Annotated in this window: 12 protein-coding genes; 5 read left to right on the forward strand and 7 right to left on the reverse strand. The window is 39.1% G+C overall.

The features are described 5' to 3' along the window. The first annotated feature begins 6 nt into the window (after nucleotides 1-6). Nucleotides 7-2,886, forward strand: coding sequence for a hybrid sensor histidine kinase/response regulator (locus VB654_RS02535; protein ID WP_323211829.1), 2,880 nt, complete (start codon nucleotides 7-9; stop codon nucleotides 2,884-2,886). Between the two features lie 60 nt (nucleotides 2,887-2,946). On the opposite strand, the gene VB654_RS02540 is transcribed toward VB654_RS02535, so the two are convergent. The 4 genes from VB654_RS02540 to VB654_RS02555 form a co-directional block, all read right to left on the reverse strand. Next, complete coding sequence (locus VB654_RS02540; RefSeq protein WP_323211830.1) at nucleotides 2,947-3,915, reverse strand: hypothetical protein; 969 nt, start codon at nucleotides 3,913-3,915, stop codon at nucleotides 2,947-2,949. A 3-nt stretch (nucleotides 3,916-3,918) separates the two neighbouring features. Continuing rightward, the gene (locus tag VB654_RS02545) at nucleotides 3,919-5,046 is read right to left on the reverse strand and encodes a DUF3696 domain-containing protein (RefSeq protein WP_323211831.1); all 1,128 of its coding nucleotides are present in this window, start codon (nucleotides 5,044-5,046) and stop codon (nucleotides 3,919-3,921) included. Then, a complete protein-coding gene (locus VB654_RS02550) occupies nucleotides 5,043-6,158 on the reverse strand; it encodes a DUF262 domain-containing protein (protein ID WP_323211833.1) in 1,116 nt (371 codons plus the stop codon). The genes VB654_RS02545 and VB654_RS02550 overlap by 4 nt, the downstream gene beginning before the upstream one ends. Nucleotides 6,159-6,396: 238 nt before the next feature. Beyond that, complete coding sequence (locus tag VB654_RS02555; protein ID WP_323211834.1) at nucleotides 6,397-6,681, reverse strand: DUF427 domain-containing protein; 285 nt, start codon at nucleotides 6,679-6,681, stop codon at nucleotides 6,397-6,399. Between the two features lie 138 nt (nucleotides 6,682-6,819). Between VB654_RS02555 and VB654_RS02560 the strand changes: the two genes are divergently transcribed. Continuing rightward, nucleotides 6,820-7,236, forward strand: coding sequence for a hypothetical protein (locus VB654_RS02560; RefSeq protein ID WP_323211835.1), 417 nt, complete (start codon nucleotides 6,820-6,822; stop codon nucleotides 7,234-7,236). A 63-nt stretch (nucleotides 7,237-7,299) separates the two neighbouring features. On the opposite strand, the gene VB654_RS02565 is transcribed toward VB654_RS02560, so the two are convergent. Genes VB654_RS02565 through VB654_RS02575 form a run of 3 tightly spaced genes read right to left on the reverse strand, consistent with a single transcriptional unit; the run spans nucleotide 7,300 to nucleotide 9,719 of the window. Then, the gene (locus tag VB654_RS02565) at nucleotides 7,300-8,076 is read right to left on the reverse strand and encodes a metallophosphatase (RefSeq protein ID WP_323211836.1); all 777 of its coding nucleotides are present in this window, start codon (nucleotides 8,074-8,076) and stop codon (nucleotides 7,300-7,302) included. 57 nt (nucleotides 8,077-8,133) lie between these two features. Next, nucleotides 8,134-8,946 carry a metallophosphoesterase family protein gene (locus tag VB654_RS02570; RefSeq protein WP_323211837.1) on the reverse strand — a complete coding sequence of 271 codons (813 nt, stop codon included), beginning with the start codon at nucleotides 8,944-8,946 and terminating at the stop codon, nucleotides 8,134-8,136. Next, nucleotides 8,943-9,719, reverse strand: coding sequence for a GTP-binding protein (locus VB654_RS02575; RefSeq protein ID WP_323211838.1), 777 nt, complete (start codon nucleotides 9,717-9,719; stop codon nucleotides 8,943-8,945). The genes VB654_RS02570 and VB654_RS02575 overlap by 4 nt, the downstream gene beginning before the upstream one ends. A 108-nt stretch (nucleotides 9,720-9,827) precedes the next feature. Here VB654_RS02575 and VB654_RS02580 point away from each other — a divergent pair, with 108 nt between their 5' ends. The 3 genes from VB654_RS02580 to VB654_RS02590 all read left to right on the forward strand — a co-directional run bounded on the left by VB654_RS02580 (nucleotide 9,828) and on the right by VB654_RS02590 (nucleotide 12,083). Then, nucleotides 9,828-10,367, forward strand: a complete 540-nt coding sequence (locus tag VB654_RS02580; RefSeq protein ID WP_323211839.1) for a Uma2 family endonuclease — start codon at nucleotides 9,828-9,830, stop codon at nucleotides 10,365-10,367. A gap of 171 nt (nucleotides 10,368-10,538) precedes the next feature. Then, nucleotides 10,539-11,375 carry a 4-hydroxy-tetrahydrodipicolinate reductase gene (dapB, locus tag VB654_RS02585; RefSeq protein WP_323211840.1) on the forward strand — a complete coding sequence of 279 codons (837 nt, stop codon included), beginning with the start codon at nucleotides 10,539-10,541 and terminating at the stop codon, nucleotides 11,373-11,375. An 18-nt stretch (nucleotides 11,376-11,393) separates the two neighbouring features. Continuing rightward, nucleotides 11,394-12,083, forward strand: a complete 690-nt coding sequence (locus VB654_RS02590) for a phosphate ABC transporter permease (RefSeq protein WP_323211841.1) — start codon at nucleotides 11,394-11,396, stop codon at nucleotides 12,081-12,083. Nucleotides 12,084-12,197 lie beyond the last annotated feature (114 nt).

Raw genomic sequence — 12,197 nt, forward strand, 5'->3', positions numbered from 1 at the left:
AAAACTATGTCCAAGGATAAAGAACTGGAAATCCAGATGCAGTTTCTGGAAGAAGCGAGAGATTATTTGAATGTCCTAGAAGGGGTGTTGTTGGAAATTGACACTAGTCATCGGATTGATGTTGATAGAATTAATGCTGCACTGCGAGCTGCCCATTCTATCAAAGGCGGTGCCGGGATGATGGGATTTCGGACACTGAGTGATTTAGCGCACCGTCTGGAAGATTCTTTTAAAGTCTTAAAAACCCGCAAAAATTCTCGAAGTATTGATACAGAGTTACCAAGTTTACTACTTTCTGGAGTAGACTGGCTGCGGCAAATAGTCGAATCACTATCACAAGGAACTGATATAGAAGAGGAGTGGTTAAGTAGTTTTTGTTACCCAGTGTTTGACGAACTGCGCGATCGCTTGGGTGAACCCACTCCAGAAGATGCTTCTACTATGTTATCGCCAGAAGATGGACAAGATATTGTCCCCATGCTGTTTGAAACTGAGGTGGAAGGATGTTTACAGCGTCTAGAGTCGGTAATAGCAGATAGCGCCCAGCCTTGCTTACAAGAAGAAGTAGCGATTATGGCGGCGGAATTGGGCGGTTTGGGGGAAATGTTACAGTTGCCAGCCTTTACGAGTCTTTGTGAATCTATAGGGCATCATATCGGCAATGTTACCAGCGATCGCGTTCCCGAAGTTGCCCAGTTAGCATTACAATCATGGCGGCGATCGCAAGCTTTAGTATTAACAAATCAACGAGATAGTTTACCCACAAAACTTGAACTAGACACAGTAGTAAATTATATACCAAAGCAACCACAGTCCACAGCGTCGGCAATAGTTGGATTTATTGAAAATGCAGAGGTGACAGATGATTTAATATCTGTGAATATTCCCGAAGAAAGTGCTGTAGTTTATCCAGAAATTACCGCCACAGAACACAATTTTATTGACTACACAGAAGAACAAATTAGTATTGCTAAAGACCGAGATAATTCGGAAAACACTGTGCGAGTTCCTAGTAAACAACTGGAAGAAATTAATGATTTATGTGGGGAATTGACCGTCCAACGCAATGGTTTAAATTCCCAACTAGAAAGATTACGTAAACTCGTGCGTAACCTGAATCAGCGAGTGCAAACACTCGACCGAGAAAATTATGAATTACGTACAGTATGTGCTAAAATTACGAATACATCTAATATAGAAAATATCCCAGAAGTTAGTACATTGGAAATAGACCGCCATCAGAAATTAAACTTGCGATCGCAAGAAGTTATGGAAACTATTATCCAAGTGCAAGAAGTCACCACAGATATCCAATTAAGCGTTGACGATACAGATCAAATAGCTCGGAAACTGAATAAAACATCCAAACAATTACAAACAAAACTTACCCACATTCGGATGCGGCCATTATCCGATTTAGTCGAGCGTTTTCCCAGAGCTTTACGTGACCTAAATGTTGAATACGGAAAAAATGTTCATTTACAAGTTGAAGGTGGAAAAACTTTAATTGAACGCGGCATTTTAGAAGCTTTAAACGAGCCGATAATGCACTTATTAAGAAATGCCTTTGATCATGGTATTGAAGACCCTAATACTCGCCGTGAACTGGGTAAACCAGAACAAGGATTAATTGAAATTACAGCTACTCACCGCAGTAATCGCACAATTATTACAATGCGTGATGACGGTCGGGGAATTTCTTTAGAAAAAATTCGCTCCCGTGCCGTAGATATGGGTTTAGATGCTGCTTTAGTAGCTAATGCTAGTGAAGAAGAACTATTATCAATAATTTTTGAACCAGGATTCACCACTTCCGACCAAGTAACCGCCTTATCTGGTCGCGGTGTCGGCATGGATATAGTGCGTAATAACCTAAAATTAGTGCGCGGAGATATTACAGTTGAGACTGAGTTAGGAGTTGGCACTACCTTTACTTTATCAGTACCATTGACCCTTTCCATTGCGCGAGTTCTGCTAGTAGAAAGCAATAAAATGTTATTGGCATTTCCCACAGAAGTCATTTCCGAAATATTTTTACTCCCCAATGAGCAAGTATCATCAATGGCAGATAGCGAAGTCATTAATTGGCAAGGCTCTACAGTACCATTGATTCGCCTCGGTCGCTACTTCCAATTTAATTGTCCCCATTACGATAACCCAGAATTAGAAACTCGCCCAGCCATAGATGCGAGTAGTGTCTTAATAGTTAAAGGCAATAATCAGCAAGTCGCCATCCAAGTAGACCGTTGCTGGGGTGAACAAGAAGTAGCCATCCGCCAAGTCGAGGGAAATATACCTTTACCCGCAGGTTTTAGTAACTGCACAATTCTGGGTGATGGTCGAGTATTAGCATTAGTGAACACCAACGATTTACTCTATTGGATTGCTACTAATCAGCCTACTCCTCAAAACAATCAAATCCCATCAGTGAGGCTAAAAACGCCTTTTCTGTTCTTTGATAATAACAAAATATCAGCACCACCTGTCAATGAGAAAGGCACAATTTTAATCATTGATGACTCAATTAATGTTCGCCGCTTCTTAGCTCTAACTTTAGAAAAAGGAGGATATGAAGTAGAGCAAGCGAAAGATGGTCAAGATGCCTTAGAAAAACTAGAAAGTGGTTTAAAAGTTGCAGCGATAATTTGTGATATTGAAATGCCTCGCCTTGATGGTTATGGCTTCTTAGGTCGCATTAATGCCAGCATGGAAATGAAGCATATCCCAGTAGCTATGCTGACTTCTCGCAGTAGTAATAAACATCGCCAATTAGCCATGCAGTTAGGAGCGCGGGCGTATTTTTCTAAACCTTATAATGAGCAAGAATTATTAAAAACTTTGGAAGAAATTATTGGTAATGTTGCCGAAACAGCAACTTCTAATTAAGCAGGGAGATATAATGAAATTTAAAATTCTCTTATGAAGAAGAAGAACAGATTTTAAACATTACGTCCGATACTTCACTGTAGGAAGATGCCGACCAATATAACCAATAATTACCGTCCCTGGTTGTTCTGGAAAAAAATGGATTCGCCAATTGCAAACCCTCAATTTAATATGTCGTTCAAATAAGCGTTCTTTACCATCAGGACAAAGAAAAGTTCTTTCCTTAAAATACTTGTCAAGGGTTGGTTGACTCTCTCCCGATTCCTCAAGAGGATACCCTTCGGTATTGAAAGAACCATTATTCCAGTTTTCACAGCATTTCTGAAGCTCAAATAATTTCTTCAGAACAGGCTGTAATTCCAACTGTCCAGTACGGATATCTTCCAACTGTCTTCTAACAGCATTACAAAATTTTAGGTTAGGAAATAATTCTTCCCTGCGATTCCAAATTTCTACCCCATTGCTAACTTGTTGATAAATACGCGCTTGAATTTTTTGAATCAGATTGGCGTGTTCTTGTACATGAGTGCTACGACTAACATGGAAAATTTTTACAAGTTCATGTACTATCTCTTTATCTTCGTCAAGCGATATAAATTCTATTTCTAGGCGGTGACAATCCCAGCATTCTTCAGAGAGTAGGCTAATTGCTATTGTCTCCAGTACATAAGCAATACCAAGCCCAATAGCTATTTTTCCTTGATGAAAAAATTCAGACAAACTAGCATTATTTTCAATATCTTGGATCTCAGAATTTACAATATCATTTGAAAAAGGTGCTTTAGTTGCAAGAGTTTTGATAAAAATTCGCTCAACCTGATCTGCATCATTAAGCCAACGACGTAGAGGATAGTTAGGTGCAAGTATTGTTGTATAAAAATCCTCTTTAGTCCGAAGACTTACTTTCACTCCCTGAGCTTTAACTGCTTTTATAGTCTTAATTAGCTCAGACATTCTTTGCTGTGCTTCTTGTTCATTTGGAGCAGGATTTCGCAGAGATAATTCATTTAATATCAAATCAAAATCCACCTTCTACTCCCCCGCAGGCTCAAGTAAAATATCTAAACTTTTTTCCCATTCATCGAAGAAACCATCAGGCCATTTATCAATTCTTCCGTTTCTATCGATACGGGGTGATACTACTTCTGTAACATCTTGTCCTTGTTTATCTGGTCGCTGAAAATAATGTAATTGAACATCATCTGGCTTAATTTTCCCTTGATGAACAGCAAGACGAATACCATTTAAAACATGATCACTATGGGTTTCTATTACTACTTGAATTCCACAACTAGCTGCAAGGGATAATAACTCACCCATCTTAACTTGCCCTTTAGGATGTAGATGTGCTTCTGGATTCTCTATTAGAATTAGTGTACCAGGATGAGATGCCAAAATTGCTACGATAATGGGTAATGTGTAGCTAATTCCAAATCCAACGTTAGTAGTACGATAGGGGTTGCTATCTCCATAGAAATATTGCAAACTCATCAAACCTATATCTGAATTTGAGTTGATTTTAATTCTTGTTCCAGGACTAACTTCTCTCATCCATCCTTCAACCTGGCTGCTAAGACTATTAGATTTCGCCATTGGATGTCTTAGTTTACTTTGAAGAACATCTTTATCTTGATTAATTGCTAAAAAATGTGCTGTATATTCACCTTTGGAACCTAGCTGTCCTAATCGTCGCGCTTGATAATCTGACATATCATAAGATGTTCTTGGTCCAAGTCGTTCCGCCTGTAAATAGTGAAATCTTTTCTTAAAAAGACTTTTTAAACCATAGACACCTGGATCACTTGATAAGTGTGAATCTAAATTATTTAAAATATCTGCATCTGTCTTAATTGGATCATAGCTAAAACGCCAAATTCCTTTTTTTTGATCATTCCAAGTAATTTCAAAACCAAGATAGTCTTCTTTAGCTCTTTCACAAAAGGCATCTTGAGCAGTACCAATACGTACTAATTCACCATTCAACGCTAAACCAACATTCGGCAGTAATTCTTGTTGATAAGACTGCCTTAGCAAAAGTAGCGCTTGCAGTACAGAAGATTTTCCCGTACTATTAAGACCAGAAAGTAAGGTTAGCGGTTTAAATTCGAGTAATTGATTTTCAAAAGCTTTGTAATTTGTCAATTTTAGAAAATTAATCATGATAATACCTCTTTAATAATTTTCTCAACTGTTTTAAATCTATACTCAATTTTATCTTTAACTTGAGATATTGATGCTAGAAAATCAGGATCATTATCTACATACTTAATAAAAGTATCTATAAGTTTTTGTTTTCTAGTTTTTAAAGTTTGAATATCTTCTATACTTAGCCTGCTAAGATTGACAGTCCAAACCTCAAATAAAGATTTATTAAGTGGGAATTTTCTTTTAGTTTTATTAGAAAGCTTGCGAAAAGCATTATTATTAAAAATCTCAAATGCCGCAATCATTGCTTTTTTGAAATCTGCTTCTATTTTTTTGATTTCTTCCTGAGAAAGACTATTTATTTTTGATAATGCTTTACTAAGGAAAGATTCTCTAGTTTCATATTGATATTCTTGATAAGAAATTAGATAAAAAGCGAGGAAGCCTACAACAAATTCCCTATCATCCATTCTTTTTTTCTTATCTTCGCTAAGAGGAACAATTGTTTTAAACTCTGGGTAAGAAGCTAGATTAGCCAAAAATTTTGTAGCTTGTCCAGGGTTCAAAGCATGGCGTAGTTCTTGATTAGAAAGAGGTACACCTCCCGTATTGATTCGTTTAAAAATATTGTATTTTACTTCCAAAGGAGTACCTTTTTCAATTAAATATACTGTAACTTGAGTTTCTAAAATGCGACGTTGATATCTTCGCTCTAATTCATCATAGGTTTTATTACTAAGTTCTTTTAAGTATTCTAATCCAACTAATTTAAGTCTCTTCTCACTCTTATCAATCATAAATTGTTTGAGAGCAGACAATCTTTGTAATCCATCTACTACTACCCATTCATCTTCATTAGTAGCATCAATATAAAAGGCAGGTAATGGAATTCTAATCAGAATAGATTCAATTAATTTACTTTTGGCTTCTAGAGTCCATATATTTGCTTGTCTTTGAAAATCAGGTGCTAAATCTAGTGCTTTTTCATCAATTCTTCTGAGTAATTGCTCAATAGTTGGCTCCCTTGTAACAATGTTAATTTTTTCGGGATCGTACTGGAAAGTATCTTTTTCATTTAAAGTTTCCTCTTGAGATAATTCGGTTTCGTAATTATTCATATTTGTCATAACACTTACTCCTTTAATGAACAATTATTTATTCATTAGTTATATTTTGTATTACTATATCAACAAATTTGTACCATCAAACTAACCCAAGAACTGGATTTTCTCTATCTTCTGACAAAGTTATAGATAGTGCAAAATTAACAAATAGCAAAATATATAGTATCTAATATCCTTCATATACCATATATTTTGCCAAACTGTCTCTTTAATCAGACCTGAGAAAACACAGAACTAAAAACTAAGCCTCGACTTTTACACCCTTCCAAAAAGCGACATAGCCTTCAAAATTTTTAGCTCTCTCCTTAGCACTAGGATAGTACCAGGCTGCATCTTTGTTGGTTTGTCCATCCACTTCAATGCTGTAGTAGCTGGCGACACCTTTCCACGGACAAGTACTATGAGTGTTACTTTCTTGAAAGTATTCTTTTTTAATAGCGTCGGCTGGAAAATAATGATTGCCTTCTACAACAATTGTGTTATCGCTTTCGGCTAATACAGTGCCATTCCAAATTGCTTTCGGCATAAATGATTTTGCAAATAAACTTTACATCTAATATTTTGACACTCAACAGCCTGAAGCCACGACAATTTTCAAAAATTCTACCTGACGGCTTCAGTAATAGTAGGTAAACTGTATGAGTTGTTATACATTCTAAATTTTATGAAAACTTTAATTTTTTGCACTCTTTTATTGGGGCTAAGTAGTTGTTTACCAGCCAATAGCACCAATAATGACAATAATCAAGTAGTTTCCAGCAGTCCCACTACCGAGAATCAAGAATTTCAGGCTTTTGGTAATGAACCATTTTGGAGTGTCAAGGTTAGCCCCAGTGAAATTGTCTATTCTTCGTTAGCAACCGACGAAAAGCTGACTTTTCCTTATGTCACACCATTGGCTGCTGATGGTCGTCTTCCGGACACAGTGCGAGTGTATCGATTGGAAGAGGAAAATAATACTATGTTGATTATCCGCAAATCCAAGGGATGTAGTGATACCATGTCAGACGATTTACATCCTTACTCATCACTGTTCATCCGGGGCGATATGGTTTTGGAAGGTTGCGCCCGCAAAAGTTAGCTTCATCCCAAATCAGTTTAGGGACTAGGAGACGGAGAGGACTAAAGTCCTCACTACAAACCTTCAATTATTTATGCTGTCGTAGCTAATAGCTATTTTAGGTGTAACATCTGACTGGGACTGAAAACCTTTACTCATACCATAACGGACAGTTTTAAACTCTACATGATTTGTCCCTGGATAATAGAGAGTATAAATTGCTTCCCCTGGTTTTCTGCCGACATTACCTACCCCGATGACCTGACGCGCCGAGATTTCTACAGTTTGGGGAGATGGTGGACTATCTAGGGTTGTGACTCCTGTAGTGATTGACCCTGCTTGGAGTTGATATTGAAAAGCCAGACCAGAACGACCACAAAACAAGTTATTGGCTTGCATTCTTGATAAGCGGTCTAGCATTTGAATTGGGGGCGTGTCTGGGGTCAGTTCTTCGTCAATTCCTACTGTTGTCCCGTGAATTAACAAAGAATCTAGTTCAAAAAAACCAAAGTCTAGGGTCATTAACCATTGCGCCATCGGGCGAGAAACGCATTCCCACAACAATTTAACTGTTTCTCCCCCATATTTCGCCATCAATTCTGTTGGTTCACCAGTTCCCCCCAGTCCGTGGAGAATAAAACACTGTTCTTCCCACCAACCTTTACAAATTAGTGGTTCCAGTTCTCCCCGTCGGGGGTTTAACACCCGTTTGACTAATTGTTCGGTTTCTCGCCGGGGTCCGACTAAATCGCCCAAAATATACAACGCTTCGACATTATTTTGACGCTTAATATCTTTCATAACAGCTTCATAAGCTGCCAAATTACCTTCAATTCCGCTTAAAATTGCCCAGTTATTCATTTTTTAGTCATTGGTCATTGGTCATTGGGAAATAACAATCTTTTCCTTCATTTGTCATTAGCGAGTACAAACATGGGTGGGGTCATCAGCCCTTTCTGCAAATTCCAAGCCTTGGGCTAAACGCCACGCAAATATTTTTGGTAAACCTTTTTCAATGATGGCGGCACAGGTTTTTTGATAGTCGTAAGGTACTTCTCGTAAATTTACTTCTTGGTTTTCTGTGTCGTAAATTACATAGGTGGCATTGGGTCGCCCATGTCGGGGTTCGCCTACAGAACCAACGTTGATAATCCGCTTTAAGGAAGCATTGAAGCTCTTTTCTGCGGCTGCTTTTTCCTGCCTGTGGACACGAATTTTTAAACTTCCTGCGTCTAGTTTACGTACATAAGGCACGTGAGTATGTCCACAAAACAGCACGTCGGCATCTGTGGAAAGTACGCGTTCTAAAGCGGCAAAGGCATCAAGTTCTGGTAATAAATATTCATGGTTACTGTGGGGGCTACCATGAACGAAGGCTAAATTTTCTTCACTTAAACTGTGGGGTAGTTGGGCGAAAAATTCCCGGTGTTCTGGATGTATTTCGTTATTTGTCCACTCGTGAGCAATTTTTCCGCGTTTCTCAGCTAATAAGGACGGATAACTACAATCACAAGCGTTTAAGCCTTCGACAATATCTTCATCCCAACAACCCATACAGGTGGGAATGTCTAAAGCCCGAATTTGTGTAACTACGGCATTGGGATGCGGTCCATATCCGACTAAATCGCCGAGACAAAAGATTTTATCGGCTTTTTGCTGGTCTATATCTAATAAGACGGCATCTAATGCTTCATAATTGCCATGAATACATGACATGACGGCTATTTTCACTGTATAGTCTCCTCTATTAAGATTTGTTTGATTTGTTCTTGGTATTGTGCGATCGCACTATCTGACAAATAGCAATCTTGTAATGTTTGTTTAATGGCCGACTCATCCAAATTTTCTCCCCAGACTTCTAAACCACTGAAACGCTGTGGTCTTCCTTCTAAGTGGCGTGGTAAGTCTAATTCTAAAAAGTCTGTTGTCGGTACACCTGCGACACAATCGGCGTATAATGCCCTACCATCAGCAACATCAAAAATTCCTTTAGCACGGCTGACTTGACCATAAGCACCGTGAGATAGTTCATACCAAAATTCATGTAAACTGTCTTCATCGATAACTTGACCACTAGTAGGCGATCGCCAAATCTGATTTTGGGTCATACTAGTCTCAATATCCAGCCCTGTGACAATTTTTTCAGCCCAGGTGTGATATTCCGAATCTTTCAGATGTGACGGTAAAACTGCCACAGACTGATATGGGACATTTCCGACAATTTGCTCAATTGCTCCTAATTCCAAGTAAAATCCTATTTCTATATAAATATTCTCCGCCCCTGCTAACTGGTTGAAAAATTCTACTTCTTGGCCATCACTAAAAACGTTCACCTCTGGAAACTCCGCACTTAGGCGAATCTGGTCAACGGGGACATTACCAGTTCCAGGACTAAAATAAATCACATTTTCCGCAGAAGCATTACTACGTAGCTGTTGGCAAATCCAGGTGGTTTTACCACAGCCAGCAGGGCCAGCAACAACAGTAATCATCGGTATACTCATAATTAAATGATAATCATTTTCATGCCACTTGTAACTATGAGTCAATCTAAAATCTAAAATTGAGTAATCACAAATGCCAAGATAGATTTAGGTATTTCAGGAGGTCTTATGTCTCTCACTGTCCAAGATTTAGAGAAAATACAAGCAGCTCATCCTGACTATCGTATGGAATTGGTAGACGGAAATGTAGTTGTTATGAGTCCATCGGGTTACGAATCAGAAGAAGTAGGAACTGAATTTGCCCGACTGTTGGGTAATTGGATAAGACCTCGCCAGTTAGGACGTGTAGCTGGTTCCAGTGCTGGCTTTAGACTACCTAACAAAGATTTACGCGCTCTCGATGTATCATTTATCCGAGCAGATAGGCTCAAACGTTCTACGGAAGATTATGCGGAACTGCTGCCTGATTTAGTCGTTGAGGTGAAATCTAAAACCGATTCCCTAGATAAACTCAGAGAAAAAATTCAAGAATTTATCAGCTTGGGGACTCAAATCGGCATTTTAATTGACCCTAGAACCAGAACTATGGAAGTTTACCATTCTAATGAGAAAATAGTATTACAAAATAATGATGTGCTGACCTTACCCGACTTACTCCCCGGCTGGGAAGTAAACATTGCCGAAATTTGGTCGCCAATATTCGAGTAAAGGAATTCTAAATAAAAGAATACTCAACCACCGAACGCAAAAAATCTCTCAAACCCTCTTGACTCTGTGTCCTCTGTGCCTCTGTGGTATGCGCTACGCGCACGCTACGCGAACGTTTCTTCCTTGGAAATTCCTAATCTTACCCACAGCCGAAACTACGAATTACGAATTATGACAAATCAAGCTCCTATCCCAGTTATTGTAAACGGTGCAGCCGGCAAAATGGGTCGTGAAGTAATTAAAGCCGTTGCCCAAGCACCAGATTTAAACTTAGTAGCTGCAATTGACACCAGTCCAGAACATCAAGACCAAGATGCTGGAGAATTGGCAGGTTTAAGTGAACCTTTAGAAGTGCCAATCACCAACCAATTTGAAGCCATGCTGGGTTATGTAGCTGGCGATAGAAACTCTCCTCCAGGGGTAATGGTAGACTTTACCCACCCTGATGGAGTTTATGATAACGTGCGGAGTGCGATCGCCTATGGGATTCGTCCAGTAGTCGGGACAACAGGCTTAAGTCCAGAACAACTGCAAGACTTAGCCGACTTTGCCGAAAAAGCCAGTACCGGTTGTTTAATTATTCCCAACTTTTCCATTGGGATGGTACTTCTACAGCAAGCCGCAGTCACAGCCTCCCAATACTTCGACCATGTAGAAATTATTGAACTTCACCACAACCAAAAAGCCGATGCGCCCAGTGGGACGGCAATTCAAACCGCACAATTACTAGGAGAACTTGGTAAACCTTTTAACACTGCCATTGTCGAAGAAACGGAAAAAATCCCAGGAGCTAGGGGCAGTTTAGCCGAAGAAGGCATTAGAATTCATAGTATACGCCTGCCGGGACTCATCGCCCATCAAGAAGTAATTTTTGGCGCACCCGGTCAAATTTATACATTAAGACATGATACCAGCGATCGCTCTTGTTATATGCCAGGAGTCTTGTTAGCAATTCGCAAAGTCTCGCAGCTAAAGTCATTAGTGTATGGATTAGAAAAAATACTTTAACTGGCAAACTCAGCAATTATGTTAGTTCCACTCACCCGGAAAAAATTTGAACAACTCATCCCCTTTATTGCTACTGGCGCGCAATATAAATACTACGCAGGAAAATTCTCAAACTTTTTGCAGCGACTGTTAATTTCTGTCATCGCCATAGCGATAATTCTGCTGGCGGAAGTTTTGTTGAGACTAGAATTCGGTCCCATCACATTTTTAATTGGAGTCATGGGTGCTTTCTTTTGGCTGTGGTATCCCGTATTTCAGGCAAGTGTACGTAATGTAAAATGTCGCCGTTATAAATACAGTGGCTTTTTTCGGGGTCGAATTCTCGATTGGTGGATTACAGACAAATTAATGGGAAAACAAGAAACAGTTAACAACAAAGGTGAGCTAGTAATTGTTGAAAACAGAGAAAAACGCATCAACCTAGAAGTTGGAGACAACACAGGATTTACCGTAGAATTACAAGCACCACTACGTAACTCTCACAAAGTCATAGTTCGCGGTCAAGTTGCCGAAATGATAGTCATGTCGAACCGTTCTGACTTAAGCAGTATCGAAGAATTCAGTGACGTATACATTCCCAGTCATGACTTGTGGGTGAATGACTATCCTTATCTGAGAAGAGACTTCTTTAATGAAGTCAGTCGTCGTTTGCGTAAAAAACAACCACAAAAACCACCCCGTCGTCGCCAAAGAATGGAAGAAATTTAAACTGAATAGAAATCACAAATTACGTTAGCGTAGCTCTCCCGTTCGCGTAGCGTTCCGCAGGAAAGGGAGCATTACAAATTACAAATTACAAATTACAAATTACAAATTACGTTA

The organism is Nodularia sp. UHCC 0506, assembly GCF_034931045.1.
Classification (GTDB): domain Bacteria; phylum Cyanobacteriota; class Cyanobacteriia; order Cyanobacteriales; family Nostocaceae; genus Nodularia.

Excerpts from the sequence above, each read along its gene's own strand:
- dapB (WP_323211840.1), top strand. The coding sequence starts at position 10,539 with ATGACAAATCAAGCTCCTATCCCAGTTATTGTAAACGGTGCAGCCGGC.
- VB654_RS02560 (WP_323211835.1), top strand. The coding sequence starts at position 6,820 with ATGAAAACTTTAATTTTTTGCACTCTTTTATTGGGGCTAAGTAGTTGT.
- VB654_RS02575 (WP_323211838.1), bottom strand. The coding sequence starts at position 9,719 with ATGAGTATACCGATGATTACTGTTGTTGCTGGCCCTGCTGGCTGTGGT.
- VB654_RS02550 (WP_323211833.1), bottom strand. The coding sequence starts at position 6,158 with ATGACAAATATGAATAATTACGAAACCGAATTATCTCAAGAGGAAACT.
- VB654_RS02545 (WP_323211831.1), bottom strand. The coding sequence starts at position 5,046 with ATGATTAATTTTCTAAAATTGACAAATTACAAAGCTTTTGAAAATCAA.
- VB654_RS02555 (WP_323211834.1), bottom strand. The coding sequence starts at position 6,681 with ATGCCGAAAGCAATTTGGAATGGCACTGTATTAGCCGAAAGCGATAAC.
- VB654_RS02535 (WP_323211829.1), top strand. The coding sequence starts at position 7 with ATGTCCAAGGATAAAGAACTGGAAATCCAGATGCAGTTTCTGGAAGAA.
- VB654_RS02590 (WP_323211841.1), top strand. The coding sequence starts at position 11,394 with ATGTTAGTTCCACTCACCCGGAAAAAATTTGAACAACTCATCCCCTTT.
- VB654_RS02565 (WP_323211836.1), bottom strand. The coding sequence starts at position 8,076 with ATGAATAACTGGGCAATTTTAAGCGGAATTGAAGGTAATTTGGCAGCT.
- VB654_RS02580 (WP_323211839.1), top strand. The coding sequence starts at position 9,828 with ATGTCTCTCACTGTCCAAGATTTAGAGAAAATACAAGCAGCTCATCCT.